The sequence below is a fragment of the Erwinia sp. CGal63 genome, assembly GCF_037026505.1.
In the GTDB taxonomy this organism is placed as follows: Bacteria; Pseudomonadota; Gammaproteobacteria; order Enterobacterales; family Enterobacteriaceae; genus Erwinia.
The window spans coordinates 58194-78593 of sequence record NZ_JAKUMN010000010.1 but is presented as its reverse complement, the minus strand read 5'-3'; the positions used below and the strand labels follow the sequence as shown (position 1 = coordinate 78593).

The 20400-nt window shown below is 58.0% G+C and carries 16 protein-coding genes; 11 read left to right on the top strand and 5 right to left on the bottom strand.

Going from position 1 to position 20400, the window contains the following annotated elements; all coding sequences use genetic code 11:
• Positions 1–55 precede the first annotated feature (55 nt).
• Together ilvD and ilvA are read left to right on the top strand one after the other, a co-directional pair.
• Positions 56–1906: a dihydroxy-acid dehydratase gene (ilvD, locus tag MKZ79_RS21055; protein WP_336144572.1), complete on the top strand. Its 1851-nt coding sequence runs from the start codon at positions 56–58 to the stop codon at positions 1904–1906.
• A 5-nt stretch (positions 1907–1911) separates the two neighbouring features.
• Positions 1912–3456 (top strand): threonine ammonia-lyase, biosynthetic, encoded by a 1545-nt coding sequence (ilvA, locus tag MKZ79_RS21050; protein ID WP_336144571.1) that lies wholly within the window; start codon positions 1912–1914, stop codon positions 3454–3456.
• On the opposite strand, the gene ilvY is transcribed toward ilvA, so the two are convergent.
• Complete coding sequence (gene ilvY / locus MKZ79_RS21045) at positions 3453–4334, bottom strand: HTH-type transcriptional activator IlvY (protein ID WP_336144570.1); 882 nt, start codon at positions 4332–4334, stop codon at positions 3453–3455. The two genes, ilvA and ilvY, sit on opposite strands and share 4 nt — an antisense overlap.
• Before the next feature lie 154 nt (positions 4335–4488).
• On the opposite strand from ilvY, the gene ilvC reads away from it, so the two are divergent.
• Complete coding sequence (ilvC, locus tag MKZ79_RS21040) at positions 4489–5967, top strand: ketol-acid reductoisomerase (protein ID WP_336144569.1); 1479 nt, start codon at positions 4489–4491, stop codon at positions 5965–5967.
• A gap of 86 nt (positions 5968–6053) precedes the next feature.
• Here the strand turns inward: ilvC and MKZ79_RS21035 are convergent, their stop codons facing one another.
• Both MKZ79_RS21035 and ppiC read right to left on the bottom strand, forming a co-directional pair.
• Positions 6054–7214: a M20 aminoacylase family protein gene (locus MKZ79_RS21035; protein WP_336144568.1), complete on the bottom strand. Its 1161-nt coding sequence runs from the start codon at positions 7212–7214 to the stop codon at positions 6054–6056.
• 202 nt (positions 7215–7416) lie between these two features.
• Positions 7417–7698, bottom strand: coding sequence for a peptidylprolyl isomerase PpiC (ppiC, locus tag MKZ79_RS21030; protein WP_125290737.1), 282 nt, complete (start codon positions 7696–7698; stop codon positions 7417–7419).
• Between the two features lie 87 nt (positions 7699–7785).
• On the opposite strand from ppiC, the gene rep reads away from it, so the two are divergent.
• The gene (gene rep, locus MKZ79_RS21025; RefSeq protein WP_336144567.1) at positions 7786–9810 is read left to right on the top strand and encodes a DNA helicase Rep; all 2025 of its coding nucleotides are present in this window, start codon (positions 7786–7788) and stop codon (positions 9808–9810) included.
• 85 nt (positions 9811–9895) lie between these two features.
• On the opposite strand, the gene gppA is transcribed toward rep, so the two are convergent.
• Positions 9896–11380, bottom strand: a complete 1485-nt coding sequence (gene gppA / locus MKZ79_RS21020) for a guanosine-5'-triphosphate,3'-diphosphate diphosphatase (protein ID WP_336144566.1) — start codon at positions 11378–11380, stop codon at positions 9896–9898.
• Between the two features lie 4 nt (positions 11381–11384).
• Positions 11385–12677, bottom strand: coding sequence for an ATP-dependent RNA helicase RhlB (gene rhlB / locus MKZ79_RS21015; protein ID WP_336144565.1), 1293 nt, complete (start codon positions 12675–12677; stop codon positions 11385–11387).
• Between the two features lie 117 nt (positions 12678–12794).
• On the opposite strand from rhlB, the gene trxA reads away from it, so the two are divergent.
• From trxA to rffC, 7 genes are all read left to right on the top strand, one after another.
• Positions 12795–13127: a thioredoxin TrxA gene (gene trxA / locus MKZ79_RS21010; RefSeq protein WP_125290733.1), complete on the top strand. Its 333-nt coding sequence runs from the start codon at positions 12795–12797 to the stop codon at positions 13125–13127.
• Between the two features lie 415 nt (positions 13128–13542).
• Positions 13543–14802 carry a transcription termination factor Rho gene (gene rho / locus MKZ79_RS21005; protein ID WP_246762481.1) on the top strand — a complete coding sequence of 420 codons (1260 nt, stop codon included), beginning with the start codon at positions 13543–13545 and terminating at the stop codon, positions 14800–14802.
• Positions 14803–15113: 311 nt separating this feature from the next.
• On the top strand, positions 15114–16193 hold the full coding sequence (wecA, locus tag MKZ79_RS21000; protein ID WP_336144564.1) for a UDP-N-acetylglucosamine--undecaprenyl-phosphate N-acetylglucosaminephosphotransferase: 1080 nt from the start codon (positions 15114–15116) through the stop codon (positions 16191–16193).
• Positions 16194–16236: 43 nt separating this feature from the next.
• Positions 16237–17265, top strand: coding sequence for an ECA polysaccharide chain length modulation protein (wzzE, locus tag MKZ79_RS20995; protein ID WP_336144563.1), 1029 nt, complete (start codon positions 16237–16239; stop codon positions 17263–17265).
• 42 nt (positions 17266–17307) lie between these two features.
• Entirely contained in the window at positions 17308–18438 is a 1131-nt protein-coding gene (wecB, locus tag MKZ79_RS20990; protein WP_336144562.1) for a non-hydrolyzing UDP-N-acetylglucosamine 2-epimerase, read from the top strand.
• Positions 18435–19697, top strand: a complete 1263-nt coding sequence (gene wecC, locus MKZ79_RS20985; RefSeq protein ID WP_336144581.1) for a UDP-N-acetyl-D-mannosamine dehydrogenase — start codon at positions 18435–18437, stop codon at positions 19695–19697. The genes wecB and wecC overlap by 4 nt, the downstream gene beginning before the upstream one ends.
• Entirely contained in the window at positions 19694–20398 is a 705-nt protein-coding gene (gene rffC, locus MKZ79_RS20980) for a dTDP-4-amino-4,6-dideoxy-D-galactose acyltransferase (RefSeq protein WP_336144561.1), read from the top strand. Before wecC ends, rffC begins: the two co-directional genes overlap by 4 nt.
• Positions 20399–20400: the final 2 nt, after the last annotated feature.

Genomic DNA, 20400 nt, shown 5'->3' with positions numbered 1-20400 from the left:
GACATTTGCGGGCGTCGTTTGACGCCCGTGTATTATCTGATTCTGGAGTATGAGCATGCCTAAGTACCGTTCCGCCACCACCACTCACGGCCGTAATATGGCTGGTGCCCGCGCGCTGTGGCGCGCCACGGGTATGACCGATGACGATTTCGGCAAGCCAATCATCGCCGTGGTCAACTCCTTTACGCAGTTTGTACCGGGCCACGTACACCTGCGCGATCTGGGCAAACTGGTTGCCGAGCAGATCGAAGCTTCCGGCGGCGTCGCCAAAGAGTTCAACACCATCGCCGTTGATGATGGCATCGCGATGGGGCACGGCGGCATGCTCTACTCTCTGCCTTCGCGCGAGCTGATCGCCGACTCGGTCGAATATATGGTCAACGCTCACTGCGCCGATGCGATGGTCTGTATCTCCAACTGCGACAAAATCACGCCGGGTATGCTGATGGCTTCCCTGCGCCTGAATATTCCGGTGATTTTTGTTTCCGGCGGCCCGATGGAAGCCGGTAAAACTAAACTTTCCGACAAAATCATCAAGCTGGATCTGGTCGACGCGATGATTCAGGGCGCCAACCCGAACGTCAGCGACGAGGACAGCGACAAAATCGAGCGCTCGGCCTGTCCGACCTGCGGCTCCTGTTCCGGTATGTTTACCGCCAACTCCATGAACTGCCTGACGGAAGCGCTGGGCCTGTCGCAGCCGGGCAACGGCTCGCTGCTGGCGACACATGCCGACCGTAAAGAACTGTTCCTGAAAGCGGGCGAACGCATCGTCGGTCTGGCGAAACGCTATTACGAGCAGGATGACGAAAGCGTACTGCCGCGCAATATCGCCAGCAAGGCGGCGTTTGAAAACGCGATGACGCTGGATATCGCGATGGGCGGCTCCACCAATACCGTTCTGCATCTGCTGGCCGCGGCGCAGGAAGGCGAAATCGACTTCAACATGTCTGATATCGACCGGCTGTCGCGCCTGGTGCCGCATCTGTGCAAGGTTGCGCCAAGCACCCCGAAATATCATATGGAAGACGTGCATCGCGCGGGCGGCGTGCTGGGCATTTTGGGTGAACTGCACCGTGCGGGCCTGATGAACAGCAACGTCAGAAACGTGCTGGGCTTGAGCCTGGAAGAGACGCTGGATCAGTACGATATCGTGCTGACCAAAGACGAAGCGGTGAAGAAAATGTTTCGCGCCGGCCCGGCCGGTATCCGCACTACGCAGGCGTTCTCGCAGGATACTCGCTGGGAAACGCTGGATGATGACCGTCAGGAAGGCTGCATCCGTTCCCGCGAATACGCTTACAGCCAGGACGGCGGCCTGGCCGTGCTGTATGGCAACCTGGCGGAAGATGGCTGCATCGTTAAAACCGCAGGCGTAGAGAAAGAGATCCTGACTTTCCGCGGCCCGGCGAAAGTTTATGAAAGCCAGGACGATGCCGTATCCGCTATCCTGGGCGGAAAAGTGGTGGCTGGCGACGTGGTAGTGATCCGCTACGAAGGGCCGAAAGGCGGGCCGGGTATGCAGGAGATGCTTTATCCAACCACCTACCTGAAATCCATGGGGTTGGGGAAAAGCTGCGCGCTGATCACCGACGGGCGTTTCTCCGGCGGCACGTCCGGACTTTCAATTGGTCATGCCTCGCCGGAAGCAGCCAGCGGCGGCACCATCGCGCTGGTAAAAGACGGCGATATGATCGATATCGACATTCCAAATCGCGGCATCAAACTGGATGTGCCGGATAATGAACTGCACGCCCGTCGTGAGGAAGAGCTGGCGCGCGGCGATGCGGCTTATACGCCGCACGATCGTGAACGTCAGGTCTCCTTCGCTCTGCGCGCCTACGCCTTACTGGCGACCAGCGCAGACAAAGGCGCCGTACGTGACAAGAGCAAGCTGGGAGGCTAAAAAATATGGCAGAGTCTCAACCGCTACCCGCCGAGCCTTGCGGCGCGGAGTATCTGCGAGCGGTGCTCCGCTCGCCGGTGTACGAGGTTGCGCAGGTTACGCCGCTGCAAAAGATGGAGAAAATCTCTTCCCGTCTTGGCAACACGGTGCTGGTGAAACGCGAAGATCGCCAGCCGGTGCACAGCTTCAAGCTGCGCGGCGCTTACGCGATGATCGCTTCGCTGAGCGAAGAGCAGAAAGCCTGCGGCGTGATCACCGCTTCGGCGGGCAACCACGCACAGGGCGTCGCGCTCTCGGCGACGCGGCTGGGGATAAAATCCCTGATCGTGATGCCGGTGGCGACCGCAGACATCAAAGTCGATGCCGTGCGGGCGTTTGGCGGTGAGACTTACCTGTTTGGCGCCAATTTCGACGAGGCGAAGGCCAAAGCGATCGAGCTGGCGCAGCAGCAGGGTTATACCTTCGTGCCGCCGTTCGATCATCCGATGGTGATTGCCGGACAGGGCACGCTGGCGATGGAGCTGCTGCAGCAGGATGCGCATATCGATCGCGTTTTCGTGCCGGTTGGCGGCGGCGGTTTGGCCGCTGGCGTGGCGGTACTGATCAAGCAGCTGATGCCGCAGATCAAGGTGATCGCGGTGGAGGCGGAAGATTCAGCCTGTCTGAAAGCGGCACTGGAAGCGGGCGAGCCGGTCGATCTGCCACGCGTTGGGCTCTTTGCCGAAGGCGTGGCGGTAAAACGTATCGGCAGCGAAACCTTCCGGCTTTGTCAGGAATATCTGGACGACATCATCACCGTAGACAGCGACGCTATCTGCGCGGCGATGAAAGATCTGTTTGAAGACGTGCGCGCCGTAGCGGAGCCTTCCGGCGCGCTGGCGCTGGCGGGTATGAAAAAGTATATCCAGCAGCATCAGATCAAAGGCGAGCGGCTGGCGCATATTCTTTCCGGCGCCAACGTCAATTTCCACGGTCTGCGCTACGTTTCCGAACGCTGCGAGCTGGGGGAACAGCGCGAAGCGCTGCTGGCGGTCACCATTCCCGAGCAGAAAGGCAGTTTCCTGAAATTCTGCCAGCTGCTGGGCGGCCGTTCGGTCACCGAATTCAACTACCGCTTCGCCAATCCGGACAACGCCTGCATCTTTGTTGGCGTGAGGCTGACGCGCGGTCTGGAAGAACGTCAGGAAATACTGCAGCTGCTGAATGAGGGCGGCTACAAGGTAGTGGATCTTTCCGATGACGAAATGGCGAAGCTGCACGTGCGCTATATGGTCGGCGGAAGACCGTCGAAGCCGCTGCGCGAACGTCTCTACAGCTTCGAGTTTCCGGAAGCGCCCGGCGCGCTGCTGCGTTTTCTGCAGACGCTGGGCACGCACTGGAACATTTCGCTGTTCCACTATCGCAGCCACGGCACCGACTATGGCCGCGTGTTGGCGGGCTTTGAGCTGGGAGAGAACGAACCGCAGTTCGAGGAACACCTGGCGGCTCTGGGCTACGACTGCCACGACGAAACCGATAATCCGGCCTTCAGCTTCTTCCTGGCAGGCTAAAGCAGGCTCCAGAAAGCATCGATAAGCGGCTCGTTGAGCCGCTTTTTCTGCACGCAAACGCCCAGCTCCAGCGGCGCGACGATATCAATATTTTCCAGTTCCAGGATACGGTTGCGGATCGGCTCCGGGCTGTTCTCCAGCACCACGTCAGGGATCAGCGCGACGCCGCAGCCCAGCGCCACCATCGACACAATAGCCTCATGTCCGGCCACGGTTGCGTAAATCAGCGGGTTAGCGATGCGGCGGCGGCGAAACCAGAGATCGATACGCTGCCGGGTCGGCCCCTGATCGGGCAGGATAAACGGGATCTGCGGCCAGTCGGGTTCCGGCTGGCTGGCCTGGCTGCGTACCGGACAGGGCAGCGCCGGCGCGATCAGCACCAGCGGAATCGGGCCCAGCGCGGTAAATCCGATGCTGGCCGGCAGCGTCTCCGGCCGTCCGGCGATAGCGATATCGGCCTCGGCGCTCTGTACTTTCTCCACCGCGTCAGCGGGATCGCCGGTGGTGAGCTTGATCTCCACCAGCGGATGCTCAGCGCGAAACCGATCCAGGATGGGCGGCAGATGACTGTAGGCCGCCGTCACCGAACAGAACAGGCGCAGCTCGCCGCTCAGCGACGGCCCGTGCTGGCCGATAGCGTGGCGCAACTGCTGATACTGTAACAGCGTTTGCTGGGCAAACTGCCGCAGCTGTTCGCCGGCGTCGGTCAGCGTCACGGTACGGTTGTCGCGCAGAAACAGCGTCTGGCCGAGGTCTTCTTCCAGCCGCTGAATCTGGCGGGAAAGGGTAGAAGGGCTGACGTGCATCGCTCGCGCGCTACGGCCAAAGTGGCGGCTCTCGGCCAGATGCAGAAAAAGTTTCAGATCGCGTAAATCCATGCGCTGTCGGCCTCATTTTTGCGTTGCAGTAATTGCAATATGACGTTGTTAATATATCAATTTAAGCAATACATTTCCTGTCATATGATGGGAATCAAGAGGGTGATGCCGTATCACCAACAAATAAAAGATGAACACAACCTCAGGAGTTTCCATGGCTAACTACTTCAACACTTTGAACCTGCGCAACCAGTTAGCGCAATTAGGTAAATGCCGCTTTATGGCGCGCGACGAGTTTGCGGACGAAGCAAGCTACCTGAAAGGCAAAAAAGTCGTCATTGTTGGCTGTGGTGCTCAGGGGCTCAACCAGGGTCTCAACATGCGCGATTCCGGCCTGGATATCGCCTATGCGCTGCGTGCGGAAGCCATCGCGGAAAAGCGTGCTTCCTGGCGTAAAGCGACCGAGAACGGTTTCAAGGTTGGCACCTACGAAGAACTGATCCCGCAGGCGGATCTGGTGGTTAACCTGACGCCGGATAAGCAGCACAGCGCCGTTGTGCAGGCTGTACAGCCGCTGATGAAGGATGGCGCGGCGCTGGGCTACTCGCACGGTTTCAATATCGTGGAAGTCGGCGAGCAGATCCGCAAAGACATCACGGTAGTGATGGTGGCGCCGAAATGTCCGGGTACTGAGGTTCGTGAAGAGTACAAGCGCGGCTTCGGGGTACCTACGCTTATCGCCGTTCACCCGGAAAACGATCCGAAAGGCGAAGGCATGGCGATCGCCAAAGCCTGGGCGGCGGCGACCGGCGGCCATCGTGCCGGCGTGCTGGAGTCCTCTTTCGTGGCCGAAGTGAAATCCGACCTGATGGGCGAACAGACCATTCTGTGCGGTATGCTGCAGGCCGGCTCGCTGCTCTGCTTCGACAAGCTGGTGGCGGAAGGGACCGATCCAGCCTATGCGGAAAAACTGATCCAGTTCGGCTGGGAAACCGTGACCGAAGCGCTGAAGCAGGGCGGTATCACGCTGATGATGGATCGCCTGTCAAACCCGGCGAAACTGCGCGCGTTCGAGCTTTCCGAACAGCTGAAAACCATTATGGCGCCGCTGTTCCAGAAGCATATGGATGACATCATCTCCGGTGAATTCTCTTCCGGCATGATGGCCGACTGGGCCAACGACGATAAAAAACTGCTGGGCTGGCGCGAAGAAACCGGCAAAACCGCCTTCGAGACGGCGCCGCAGTTTGAAGGCAAAATCGCCGAGCAGGACTACTTCGATCAGGGCGTACTGATGATCGCTATGGTGAAAGCGGGCGTCGAGCTGGCGTTTGAAACTATGGTCGCTTCCGGCATCATCGAAGAGTCCGCCTACTACGAATCGCTGCACGAACTTCCGCTGATCGCCAACACCATCGCGCGTAAGCGTCTGTATGAAATGAACGTGGTGATCTCCGACACGGCGGAATACGGCAACTACCTGTTCTCTTACGCGGCCGTACCGCTGCTGAAAGAGTTTATGACCACGCTGCAGGCGGGCGATCTGGGCAAAGCGGCGCCAGCGTCGACCACGGTAGATAACGCGCAGCTGCGCGACGTGAACGAAGCGATCCGCAATCATCCTATCGAATCCGTAGGCAGCAAGCTGCGTGGCTACATGACCGATATGAAACGCATCGCGGTTGCGGGCTAATCCGCATCGGGAAGGGAAGAGCGCGGCGACTGCCGCGCTTTTTTTTACGCTTACTGCCGCTGTTTCGGCGCCATCATTCGTCTTGTTTATCGCAAATAACGCTGCGTCAGCAGGCACCAGTAAGCGGCGGCCGGCGCGATGAGTTCGTCATTGAAATCGTAAGCCGGATTATGCACCGTGGCGCCTTCGCCCGCGCCGACGATCGGATAAACGCCTTTTGGCTGCGCTTCCAGCATAAAAGCGAAATCCTCGCTGCCCATCAACGCGGGCGCCTCGGCGCAAACTGAAGCCTCGCCGACCAGCTCGCGCGCTACATCGATAGCAAAATCGGTCGCTTCGCTATTGTTAACCAGCACCGGGCAGCCATTAATATGCGCGACTTCCGCGACGGCATTAAAACTTTGTGCCTGCAGTCGGGCGATTTCATCAATGCGCTTCAGCAACAGCTGGCGAATCTGCGGATCGAGCGCTCTGACGCTCAACTTCAATACCGCTTTCTCGTTGATAATATTGGCCGCCTCGCCGGACTGGATGCTGCCAATGGTCACCACTGCCTGAGCGAAAGGCGTAACGTTGCGGGAAACGATAGTTTGCAGGGCGACGGCGATATGGCAGGCGACCAGCGTAGCGTCAACGCTGTTTTCCGGCATGGCGCCGTGGCCGCCGACACCGGTAACGGTGATATGCACCCGATCGGATGAGGCCATCATGGCCCCTTTTCTGAAGTAAAAATGGCCGGTCGGCAGGCCAGGCATATTATGCAGGCCGAACAGCGCATCGCATGGAAACTTCTGCAGCAGGCCATCTTCCAGCATCGCTTTCCCGCCGCACAGCAACTCTTCCGCTGGCTGAAAAATCAGATGAAGCGTGCCGTTGAAATTTCGATGCTGTGCCAGATACTCTGCGGCGCAAAGCAGAATGGTGGTATGGCCGTCATGACCGCAGCCGTGAAACTTTCCGCTGTTCTGACTGCTCCAGGCTTTACCGCTGTTTTCCGTCATGGGCAACGCGTCCATATCGGCACGTAATCCCAGTACTTTTCCGCCGTTGCCAACTTTCAGCGTGCCGATCACGCCGGTTTTCGCCATTCCCTGGTGTACGCTGTAGCCGAACTCTTTCAGCTTTTCCGCCACTCGCTGGCTGGTGCGCTCTTCCTCAAACCCCGTTTCCGGATGCTGATGCAGGTCGCGGCGGAACTGAGTCCAGGCGGCTGCCCGCTGTTTTAAAGCCTGTAGCACTGGATGCATTTTTCTCTCCCTGAGGTGACTAAATCACGGATCCTGCCGTGAGCTTTTTTATCAAGCCGTACGAATTTAGCCTTTTTTTACCGGTTCTGTACAATATTTATTCAGGGGAAGGACGCGGAGACGCTGCTGGGCAAGGGAACAGGGGAAAACAGGCGACTTCCGGCTACGCAACGGCAGCCGAAAGTCGCTGGCGGCGACGCGCTTAGTTGCGGTACAGCACCTTGATAATGTGATAGCCAAACTGGGTATGCAGCGGCCCGTAAGGCGTGATAAGCGGGCAGGAGAACACCACTTTATCGAAAGCCGGCACCATCGCGCCCTGTTTAAACTCGCCTAAGTGGCCGCCTTTTTTGCCTGACGGGCAGATTGAATGCTTTTTCGCCAGTTTTTCAAAATCAGCGCCCTGTTCCAGCTGTGCCAGAAGGTCCTGCGCCAGTTTCTCTTCCTTTACAAGGATATGGAGTGCTGCTGCGGTTTTTGCCATGATCGTACCTTGAGTCGTATGGATGCTGCTGGCTATACTACCACGCTGTGATTTCTTTCCCTCTGTCATTTCATCGAGTAAATCCCTATGCGTCTTAATCCTGGTCAGCAACAAGCCGTCGAATTCGTCACCGGGCCGTGTCTGGTGCTGGCCGGTGCGGGCTCGGGCAAAACGCGCGTGATTACCAATAAAATCGCCCATCTTATCCGCGAATGCGGCTATCAGGCCCGCCATATCGCTGCGGTGACCTTTACCAATAAAGCCTCGCGCGAGATGAAAGAGCGTGTGGCGCAAACGCTGGGCCGCAAAGAGGCGCGCGGCCTGATGATCTCCACTTTCCATACGCTGGGACTGGAAATTATCAAGCGCGAATACGCCGCGTTAAACATGAAATCCAACTTCTCGTTGTTTGACGACCAGGATCAGCTGGCGCTGTTAAAAGAGCTGACCGAGCAGTGGCTGGAAAATGATAAAAATCTGCTGCAGCAGCTGGTTTCGACGATTTCTAACTGGAAGAACGATCTGATGGATCCTTCGCGGGCCGCCGCCGCCGCGCAATCGGAACGCGATAAGATTTTCGCTCACTGCTACAGCCTTTACGATCAGCATCTGAAAGCCTGCAACGTGCTGGACTTTGACGATCTGATCCTGCTGCCGACGCTGCTTTTCCAGCGCAATCAGGAAGCGCGCGAACGCTGGCAGCAGCGCATCCGCTATCTGCTGGTGGATGAGTATCAGGATACCAACACCAGCCAGTACGAGCTGGTAAAACTCCTGGTAGGCGCGCGAGCGCGTTTTACGGTGGTAGGTGACGACGATCAGTCTATTTACTCCTGGCGCGGCGCGAGGCCGCAGAACCTGGTGCTGCTGAAAGAGGATTTTCCGGCGCTGCAGGTGATCAAGCTGGAGCAAAACTATCGCTCTTCCGAACGTATTCTGAAAGCAGCCAACATTCTGATCGCCAACAATCCGCACGTATTCGAAAAGCGCCTGTTCTCGGAGCTGGGCTATGGCGCAGAGCTGAAAGTGGTAACGGCTAACCACGAAGAGCACGAGGCCGAACGCGTTACCGGCGAGCTGATAGCGCATCATTTTATCAACAGAACGCAGTACAAGGATTACGCCATCCTTTATCGCGGCAACCACCAGTCGCGCGTTTTTGAAAAAATGCTGATGCAGAACCGCATTCCTTACCGAATCTCCGGCGGCACCTCTTTCTTTTCGCGACCGGAGATCAAAGATCTGCTCGCTTACCTGCGGATACTGACCAATCCGGATGACGACAGCGCCTTTATGCGTATCGTCAACACGCCAAGACGGGAAATCGGGCCAACCACGCTGCGCAAGTTGGGCGAGTGGGCGATGCAGCGCAATAAAAGCCTGTTCACCGCCAGCTTTGATATGGGACTGAGTCAGACGCTGACCGGGCGCGGGCTGGAATCGCTGCAGCGGTTTACTTTCTGGCTGCGGGAGATAGCGCAGCTGGCGGAGCGCGAGCCGGTCGCCGCGGTACGCGATCTGATCCGCGGCATCGATTACGAAAGCTGGCTGTTTGAGACCTCCGCCAGCCCGAAGGCCGCCGAAATGCGCATGAAAAACGTCAATACGCTTTTTCAGTGGATGACCGAAATGCTGGAAGGCAGCGATATCGACGAGCCGATGACGCTGACACAGGTGGTCACGCGCTTTACGCTGCGCGATATGATGGAGCGTGGCGAAAGTGATGAAGAGGCAGATCAGGTGCAGCTGATGACGCTGCACGCTTCAAAAGGCCTGGAGTTCCCTTATGTTTATCTTGTCGGCATGGAGGAAGGGCTGTTGCCGCACCAAAGCAGCATCGATGAAAACAATGTGGAAGAGGAGCGGCGACTGGCTTACGTCGGTATCACGCGCGCGCAGAAAGAGCTGACCTTTACGCTATGCCGCGAACGCCGCCAGTATGGCGAAACGATTCGTCCGGAACCGAGCCGTTTTCTGCTGGAACTGCCTCAGGACGATCTGGCGTGGGAAACCGAGCGCAAAGTCGTCAGTCCGGAACAGCGGATGCAGACCGGGCAGAGCCGCGTCGCGGGATTGCGGGCGATGCTGGATAAGGCGAAAAGCGCCGGTTAGACGGCAATTATCGCCTTTGCGACGCCCAGGTGAAATGCGGCGATTCGCGCCTGATGAAACGCGAATCGCTGCGCCTGAGCCATAGTCAGCTGAGGGTTAACTGCCAGTGAACGTAGCTCTGCCAGCGGCTTTCCTGCTCCAGCAGCTCCGCGCGCAGCGGATGCGCCGTCATCCAGCCAGCCGGCAGCGTCAGCTGCAGATTGTCGTCCTCGGCCTGCAGACGAACCGCTGGCAAGGTATCGTCGCGGCGACGGCTGGCAAAGATAATCGCCAGCCGCAGCAGTCGACACATTCTTTCCGCCATGCGCGGCGGCACCGCGTTTTGCTGGCTGAGCAGGGCTAAATCGATGCCGTTAACCTGATTTTGCAGCAGCGTCGCCAGCAGCTTTTTCTGCGCAGGCGTAAAGCCCGGCAGATCAAGATGGCGAATCAGGTAGGCGGCATGTTGCGGCGCCTGCTTAAAATCGACGCTAAGGCCGATCTCATGGATCAGACAGGCGCTGTTAAGCAGCTCGCGGCAGCGTTCATCCAGTTTCCAGCTGTGGCTCACCTGGCGGGTAAAGCTTTCCGCCAGCGTCCGCACGCGCTCCGCCTGATCGGCATCAATAGCAAAGCGCCGCTGTATATTGTGCAGCGTACGGCTACGAATATCGCGATTCACCGGTAGCTGCAGCATACCGTACACCAGGCCTTCGCGCAGCGCGCCGCCGGCCAGCGTCATACTGCTGATATTCAGTTCGGTGAAGATGGCGATAAGAATAGAGAGGCCGCTGGGGAAAACCAGCGCGCGCTCCAGCGTCAGCCCTTCGATTTCCAGCTCTTCCAGTTTGCCGCACTGGATGGCGCGCTGCTTCAGCTGCTGAAGCTTGGCGAGCGTGATGCGCTCATCCATGCCCTGCGCCATCATGATCTCCTGCAGCGCCTGCACGGTGCCGGAAGCGCCGACGCAAATCTCCCAACCCTGTTCGCGCAGTTTTTCCGCTACCGGGCGGATCATAGCGCTGGCCGCCTGCTCCGCCTCGTCAAAGTTAAGCTTGCCCAGATGGCGATCGCCGAAGTAGCGCTCCAGCCAGGTGACGCAGCCCATCGGCAGGCTAAAGAGGGCGCCAGGCTGTTCGCCGCGGCCGGTAACCAGCTCGGTGCTGCCGCCGCCGATATCGACCACCAGACGCTTATCGGAGCCGCCGGTGGTGTGCGCCACGCCCTGATAAATCAGGCAGGCTTCTTCCTCGCCGCTGATGACATTAATGGCGCAGCCAAGGATCTCCTGCGCTTTATAGAGGAAGGTACCGGCATTGACGGCCAGACGCAGGGTCGCGGTAGCGACCACGCGGATCTGCTCCGCCGGAATATCCTGTAGCTGCTCCGAAAAGAGTTCCAGGCACTGCCAGCCGCGCGTCATCGCCTCAAGGGAAAGACGGCTGTCGCTGTCCAGGCCGGCGGCCAGACGCACTTTGCGTTTAATGCGCGCAACGGTCTGGATACTGCCAGCCACCTCGCGCACCACCAGCATATGAAAGCTGTTAGATCCTAAATCTATTGCAGCATAAAGCGATGAGGCGCTCGGCATGGCGTTAACCTGAACGTTTACGGTTATTGTTACGCGGCGCGCTGCGGCGGTTGTTCGGGCCACCACTGCGACGCGGCCCGTTACCGGGACGACTGCGCGTCAGACGCTTCGGCGGCGGCAGATCGGTCATCAGCGCGTCGCTGTTATAGCGGCTTACGCTGATGCTGTGGCCGATATACTCCTCGATTGCCGGCAGGTTCAGCGCGTACTCTTCACAGGCCAGGCTGATCGAGTGGCCGTTGGCGCCCGCGCGACCGGTACGACCGATGCGGTGAACATAGTCTTCGCAATCATCAGGCAGATCGTAGTTGAAAACATGCGTCACGGCAGGAATATGCAGACCACGAGCGGCCACGTCGGTCGCGACCAGAATATCCAGATCGCCTTTAGTGAAGTCGTCCAGAATACGCAGGCGTTTTTTCTGCGCCACGTCGCCGGTCAGCAGGCCGACGCGATGACCGTCAGCAGCCAGATGGCCCCAGATATCTTCGCAGCGATGCTTGGTGTTGGCGAAGATGATGGCGCGATCCGGCCACTCTTCTTCCAGCAGGGTCTGCAGAAGACGCATTTTTTCTTCGTTGGAAGGGTAAAAAAGCTCTTCTTTAATACGGTGGCCGGTTTTTTGCTCTGGTTCCACTTCCACATATTCGGCGTTGTTCATGTTTTCAAACGCCAGTTCGCGCACGCGGAAGGAGAGCGTGGCGGAGAAGAGCATATTCAGACGCTGGTTCGCGGCCGGCATACGGCGGAACAGCCAGCGGATATCTTTAATAAAGCCGAGGTCGAACATCCGATCGGCTTCATCGAGCACCACGACCTGGATCGCGCCCAGATTGACGTGATTCTGTTTGGCATAGTCAATCAGCCTGCCGGTGGTGCCGATCAGAATATCGACGCCGCTTTCCAGCACTTTCAGCTGCTTGTCGTAGCCGTCGCCGCCGTAGGCCAGGCCGAGCTTCAGACCGGTCACCTGCGCCAGCGGCTCTGCGTCGGCGTGGATCTGCACGGCCAGCTCGCGAGTCGGTGCCAGGATCAGCGCGCGTGGCTGGTTAACCTGACGGCCTTCCGGCGCGGGGTGAGAAAGAAGATGATGGAACGTTGACGTCAGAAACGCCATCGTTTTCCCGGTACCGGTTTGCGCCTGTCCCGCTACATCACGCCCGTTAAGGGTGAATGGCAATGCCAGCGCCTGAATAGGCGTGCAGTTATGAAAGCCTTTATTTTCAAGGGCTTCAATGACCTGTGGGTGCAGGGCGAAGTCGGAAAACTTCTGTTCGGTTAAGTGTGTTTTGCTCATAGTGTGGTAGAATATCAGCTTACTATTGCTTTACGAAAGCGTATCCGGTGAAATAAAGTCAACCTAAGTTGGCAGATTTTACGCCACGCAGCCAGGCATAATCTTTTGGAGTAAGACATGAGCAGCGATAAAATTGTCCACCTGACCGATGACAGCTTTGAAACCGACGTACTGAAAGCAGAAGGCTTGACGCTGGTCGACTTCTGGGCAGAGTGGTGCGGTCCGTGCAAAATGATCGCCCCGATCCTCGACGAAGTCGCCGAAGAATACGACGGCAAGCTGACCATCGCCAAACTGAATATCGACGAAAACCCGGGCACCGCGCCTAAGTATGGGATTCGTGGCATTCCTACTTTGCTGCTGTTTAAAGACGGCGAAGTGGCGGCGACCAAAGTTGGCGCGCTGTCTAAAGGCCAGCTGAAAGAGTTCCTGAACGCGAACCTGGGCTAAACGGCCCGTCAGGCGGCTCGCAACAGGGTATGCAGCGCTTATCGCAGGCGCGCTTCCTGTTTCGGCCGCCGCTTTATTTTTGTCCGGCATATTTTTAGCTCATGGCTGGACGTTTGCTACCGGGCGTGCTAACTTACTTTTACTGCACTACGCACTTACCTGTAGTTTGAATCTAAGCTTTACTCCTTGTTGAACACTGTATTCGTCTGAGTTTTACAGATATTCAGCAATCTTGACGGTTAGTATCCAGAATTTCCGGCACCTTGTCCTTACCGTCTCCCCGTATCGGATCCGCGTATTCCTGCACGCGATCGTCGGGAGTCCGACAAGAAAGCCATTAACAGGCATGGATTTTTCGCCATACCATTGACGACAAACATTTCGAGATTTACCCCGAGTTTAAGAACCCACCATTATGAATCTTACCGAATTAAAAAATACGCCGGTTTCTGACCTGATAACTCTCGGCGAAAATATGGGGCTGGAAAACCTGGCGCGCATGCGTAAACAGGACATTATCTTCGCCATCCTTAAACAACATGCAAAAAGCGGCGAAGATATTTTCGGCGATGGCGTGCTGGAGATATTGCAGGATGGATTTGGTTTCCTCCGCTCTGGAGACAGTTCCTACCTCGCCGGCCCCGACGACATCTACGTATCCCCCAGCCAAATCCGCCGCTTTAACCTTCGCACTGGTGACACCATTTCCGGCAAGATCCGTCCGCCGAAAGAAGGTGAGCGCTATTTCGCCCTGCTGAAGGTTAACGAAGTTAACTATGACAAACCGGAAAACGCCCGCAGCAAAATCCTGTTTGAAAACTTAACGCCGCTGCACGCGAATTCGCGTCTGCGCATGGAGCGCGGTAACGGCTCTACCGAAGACTTAACCGCACGCGTGCTGGATCTGGCTTCGCCAATCGGTCGCGGCCAGCGTGGCCTGATCGTGGCGCCGCCGAAAGCGGGTAAAACCATGCTGCTGCAGAACATCGCGCAGAGCATCGCCTACAACCATCCTGACTGCGTGCTGATGGTGCTGCTGATTGACGAGCGTCCGGAAGAAGTGACCGAGATGCAGCGTCTGGTGAAAGGCGAAGTGATCGCTTCTACCTTCGACGAGCCAGCTTCCCGCCACGTGCAGGTTGCCGAAATGGTTATCGAAAAAGCCAAGCGCCTGGTTGAGCATAAAAAAGACGTCATCATCCTGCTGGACTCCATTACGCGTCTGGCTCGTGCTTACAACACCGTGGTGCCGGCTTCCGGTAAAGTGCTGACCGGTGGTGTGGATGCTAACGCCCTGCATCGTCCAAAACGCTTCTTCGGCGCCGCGCGTAACGTGGAAGAGGGCGGCAGCCTGACCATCATCGCTACCGCGCTGGTTGATACCGGCTCGAAAATGGATGAAGTGATCTACGAAGAGTTTAAAGGTACGGGCAACATGGAACTGCATCTGGCGCGTAAAATCGCTGAGAAGCGCGTGTTCCCTGCTATCGACTACAACCGTTCCGGTACGCGTAAAGAAGAGCTGCTCACCAGCTCCGAAGAGCTGCAGAAGATGTGGATCCTGCGCAAAATCATCCATCCAATGGGTGAGATCGACGCGATGGAGTTCCTCATCAACAAGCTGGCGATGACCAAAACCAACGATGAATTCTTCGACATGATGAAGCGTTCGTAACACGGCTGGTTTGCCGAAAGAGAGGGTTGAGCGATCGACCCTCTCTTTTTTGGCTTGCGCTGTGGCTTGCCGCAACGGCGCAAGCCGGAAAAAACAAGAAAACTCGGGGAACGCCGCGCTCAGACGTGGCGTTTTTCGTTTATGGGCTATACGATGTTGCCACTGGAGAATTAAATTAAAGGTGCAACCGGCGGAAAATCTGGCTTTTCTGTCGATTTTGTCGCGGGGCACAATGGAAACCAGAATCAAACGGCGTTTTATGGCACAAAAATTGCTGTAACACGGAGATTCTTAGCAGAGAGCTGGTTAATGTGAATTTACTCAATATGAGTACTGAGCTTGCTTTAATATTTTTGTTTTCGCTGGTGTTTCTCTTCTTCGCCCGTAAAGCAGCTGAAAAAGTGGGCCTTGTGGATAAGCCCAACTATCGCAAGCGTCACCAGGGAGTCGTTCCTCTGGTCGGCGGCATCTCTGTTTTCGCCGGCATCTGTTTTGCTTTCGCCGTTACCGATTACTACATTCCCCATAGCCTGCTATACCTGAGCTGCGCTGGCGTGCTGGTGCTGGTCGGGGCGCTTGACGATCGCTTTGACATCAGCGTAAAGATACGCGCCTGCGTGCAGGCGGGCATTGCGGTGGTGATGATGAGCATGGCCAAGCTTTATCTGCTTAGTCTGGGCTTTATCTTTGGTCCCTGGGAACTTATCGTCGGCCCTTTCGGTTATGTGCTGACGCTGTTTGCGGTTTGGGCGGCGATCAACGCGTTTAATATGGTGGATGGTATCGACGGGCTGCTGGGCGGTCTTTCCTGCGTGACCTTCCTGGCGATGGGCGTCATTCTGATGGTCGACGGCCAGCAAAGCCTTGCGATGTGGTGCTTTGCAATGATCGCCGCCATCATTCCCTATATCCTGCTCAATCTGGGCGTGTTTGGCCGTCGCTACAAGGTTTTTATGGGCGATGCCGGCAGTACGCTGATTGGCTTTACCATTATCTGGATCCTGCTGGAAGCGACACAGGGACAGAGCCATCCGATTACGCCGGTAACGGCGCTGTGGCTGATCGCCATTCCGCTGATGGACATGGTCGCCATTATGTATCGCCGTCTCAGCAAGGGCATGAGCCCCTTTTCCGCCGACCGGCAGCATATCCATCATCTTATTATGCGCGCGGGCTTCACCTCGCGTCAGGCCTGCTTTCTGATTACGCTGGCGGCCGCGCTGCTGGCTGGCGTCGGCGTGCTGGGCGAATCGCTGAACTTTGTGCCGGACTGGCTGATGCTGGTGCTGTTTCTGTTGGCTTTTATGCTGTACGGCTACTGCATCAAGCGCGCGTGGCGCGTGGCGCGAATGCTGAAAAGAGTAAAAAGAAGGCTGCGCAAAGCCCGCTAGCCCGTGTCTAACCTCTCTACCCTGATGAAAAGGAATATCATGTATGACGCATCCTGACGTTGCAGAGAACGAACTGGATATCCGCGGGCTGTGCTGCGCGTTATGGCGAGGCAAACTGTGGATTATCGGCTGCGCGCTGCTGTTTGCGCTGCTGGCGTGGCTCTGTTCGCTACTGATGACGCCGAAATGGAGCACCACGGCGGTAACCGATCGTCCTACCGTCAATATGCTGGGCAACTACTACTCGCAGCAGCTGTTCCTGAACAATCTGGACAGCCGCAACAGCAGCGTGCCGGTAGCGGCGCCCGCCATTGCGGATGAAGCCTATCAGGAGTTCGTCATGCAGCTGGCGTCTTATGATACCCGCCGTGAATTCTGGCTGCAGACCGACTATTACAGGCAGCGCAGCAGCGGCCAGGCTCGCGATGACGCGGCGCTGCTGGACGAGCTGATCGCCAATATCCAGTATCAGCCCGGCGACGCGGCGAAAAGCCTTAACGACAGCGTGAAGCTGATAGCGGAAACCGCGCCGGAAGCCAATACCCTGCTGCGTCAGTACGTCGCCTTCGCCGGCCGGCGCGCCTCGCAGCATCTTAACGCCGAGCTGGCGGGCGGCTGGGTCGCGCGCGCGCAGCAGCTGAAAGCGCAGGTGCAGCGTCAGGAAGCGGTGGCGAAAGCAATCTACGATCGGCAGCTCAACAGCGTGCGGCAGGCGCTGAAAATCGCGCAGCAGCAGGGCTTTGAACAAGCGAAGACCAGCACGCCTTCCGAACAGCTGCCCGACTCCGAACTTTTCCTGCTGGGCCGCGCCATGCTGCAGGCCAGGCTGGAAAATCTGCAGGCCAGCGGGCCGACTTACGATCTCGACTATGATCAAAACAGAGCCATGCTGAACACGCTGAACGCCGGGCCGAAGCCGGACAGCGCTTTCCAGACCTGGCGCTATCTGCGCACGCCGGAAGAGCCGGTGAAGCGCGACAGCCCGCGCCGCCTGTTTATGATGATCATGTGGGGCGCCGTGGGCGCGCTGGCTGGCGCGGGAACCGCTTTGATTCGCCGACGTCGCGGATAAGCGCCGGTTTTCGGTTACACAGACGAAGGAAAGAGAACAACAGTGAAAGTGTTAACTGTTTTTGGCACGCGCCCGGAAGCGATCAAAATGGCTCCGCTGGTTCATGCGCTCGCCCAGGATGGCGAGATAGAAGCGCGCCTGTGCGTCACTGCTCAGCATCGTGAAATGCTGGATCAGGTACTGCAGCTGTTTGCTATTGTCCCTGACTACGATCTGAACATCATGCGTCCCGGCCAGGGCCTGACCGAGATCACCAGCCGCATTCTGGAAGGGCTGAAGGCGGTTTTCGCTGAATTCAGGCCGGATGTGGTGCTGGTGCATGGTGACACTACAACCACTTTCGCGGCCAGCCTGGCAGCTTTTTATCATCAGATTCCGGTCGGTCACGTCGAAGCCGGACTGCGCACGGGCGATCTCTATTCTCCGTGGCCGGAAGAGGCTAACCGCACGCTGACTGGCCACCTCGCTACCTGGCACTTCACGCCGACGGAAACGGCGCGGCAGAACCTGCTGCGCGAGAATCTGCCCGCTTCGCGCATGTTCGTTACCGGCAACACGGTTATCGATGCGCTGTTCTGGGTGCGCGACCGCGTGCTGAGCGACGAACAGCTACGTACCAGCCTGGCGACGCGCTATCCCTTCCTGGCCGCCGACAAAAAGCTGATCCTAGTGACGGGACATCGCCGCGAAAGCTTTGGCGACGGCTTCGAACGCATCTGCAGCGCGCTGGCCGATATCGCTCGCCAGCATCCTGAAGCGCAGATCGTCTATCCGGTGCACCTGAATCCTAACGTCAGCGAGCCGGTCAACCGCATTCTCAGCGATATCGATAACGTAGTACTGATCGAGCCGCAGGAGTACCTGCCGTTTGTCTGGCTAATGGATCGCGCCTGGCTCATTCTGACCGACTCCGGCGGTATTCAGGAAGAGGCGCCTTCGCTGGGCAAGCCGGTGCTGGTGATGCGCGACACCACCGAGCGTCCGGAAGCGGTGGATGCGGGCACCGTCAGGTTAGTAGGCACCGACACACAAAAAATCGTCCGCGAGGTGACGCGCCTGCTGACGGACGAAGAGGCATATCAATCCATGAGCCGCGCCCACAATCCTTACGGCGACGGCCTGGCCTGCAAACGCATTGTGCAGGCCCTTAAAACCAACCGGGTTTCTTTATAATGTTCAATACCATCTCTGTTATCGGGCTGGGCTATATTGGCCTGCCTACCGCTGCGGCCTTCGCCTCACGCCAGAAAAAAGTCATCGGCGTGGATATCAACGCGCGGGCGGTCGAAACCATTAACCGAGGCGAAATCCACATCGTCGAGCCGGATCTGGACAGCGTGGTGAAAACCGCCGTCGAACAGGGCTGGCTGCGGGCAACCACGCGGCCGGAACCGGCGGACGCTTTTCTGATCGCCGTGCCGACGCCGTTTAAAGACGACCACCAGCCCGACCTTTCCTGGGTCAAAGCGGCAGCCGAGTCGATCGCGCCCGTGCTGAAAAAAGGCGATCTGGTGATTCTGGAGTCAACGTCGCCAGTCGGCGCGACCGAACAGATGGCCGAATGGCTGGCGATGGCGCGCGGCGATCTGACTTTCCCGCAGCACGCGGGCGAAGAGGCTGACGTGCATATCGCCTACTGTCCGGAGCGCGTGCTGCCGGGCCAGGTGATGGTGGAACTGATTAAAAACGATCGCGTGATCGGCGGCATGACGCCGCTCTGCTCGCAGAAAGCGTGCGACCTTTACACCATCTTCCTGGAAGGTGAGTGTGTGGTGACTAACTCCAGAACCGCCGAAATGTGCAAGCTGACCGAAAATAGCTTCCGCGATGTCAATATCGCCTTCGCCAACGAGCTGTCGCTGATCTGCGCCGATCAGGGCATCAGCGTCTGGGAGCTGATCGCGCTGGCCAACCGCCATCCGCGCGTCAATATTCTGCAGCCTGGCCCAGGCGTAGGCGGCCACTGCATCGCCGTCGATCCGTGGTTTATCGTGGCGCAAAATCCGGTACAGGCTCGTTTGATCCGCACCGCGCGCGAGGTCAACGACAGCAAGCCGCACTGGGTGCTGGAGCAGGTGAAGAAAAAGCTGGCCGAATGCCTGGTGGCCAGCGATAAACGCGCCAGCGAGCTCACCATCGCCTGCTTTGGCCTGGCCTTTAAACCCAATATCGACGACCTGCGGGAAAGTCCGGCGATGGAAGTGGCGCGCATGATCGCCGACTGGCATCAGGGCGTGACGCAGCTGGTAGAGCCGAATATCCACGAGCTGCCGCAAAACATGCCGGATCGAAGCGTGCTGGTTACCCAGGAGCAGGCACTGCGTGAGGCGGACGTGTTAGTGATGCTGGTGGATCATCAGCAGTTTAAAACCGTTGACGCCGAAACCCTGCATTCGCGCTGGCTGGTAGACACCAAAGGCATCTGGCGATGAAAGCGTCAGCGCTGCACGGACACGTCGACCCCTTGACCTGGGAAAACGCCTTTTTCACCCTTAACAGCGGTCTGTTAAGCCTCGATCAGCACGAGGCGCCGCTCGATATGGCGTCGCTGCAGGCTTACGATTTGGTGCAGGTAAAAATTCCGTCGCAGCAGACAGCGGAACTAGACGCCTTAAGCGCGCTGGGTTTTCGCTTTGTGGAAGGCGAAGCGGATTTTGTGTTGAGCACCGACAAGGGCGGCAGGCCGGAAGGTATTCGCATCGCCCGTAAAGAACATATTCCGGCGCTGCGCGAGGCCGCCAGCGGCGCTTTCGCCTTTAGCCGCTTCCGCGCGCCCTGGTACAAAGAAGAAGACAGCGGACGCTTTTACGCGCAGTGGGTGGAAAACGCCGTGCTCGGCGCTTTCGACCATCAGTGCCTGATCGCTGTCAATGCGCAGGGCGAGCTGCAGGGATTCGTCTCGCTGCGTGAGCTGGCCGACGGCAGCGGCAGAATCGGCCTGCTGGCGACGCTGCCGGAAGCGCAGGGGCTGGGCGTCGGTCAGCGCATGATCGAGGCGGCCATCGACTGGTGCCGCGCGCGACGACTGACGCGCCTGCATGTGGCTACCCAGCTCGGCAACCTGCCCGCGCTCCGACTTTATCAACGCTGCGGCGGCGTGATTGAACGCACCGCCTGGTGGCTCTACAGGTAACG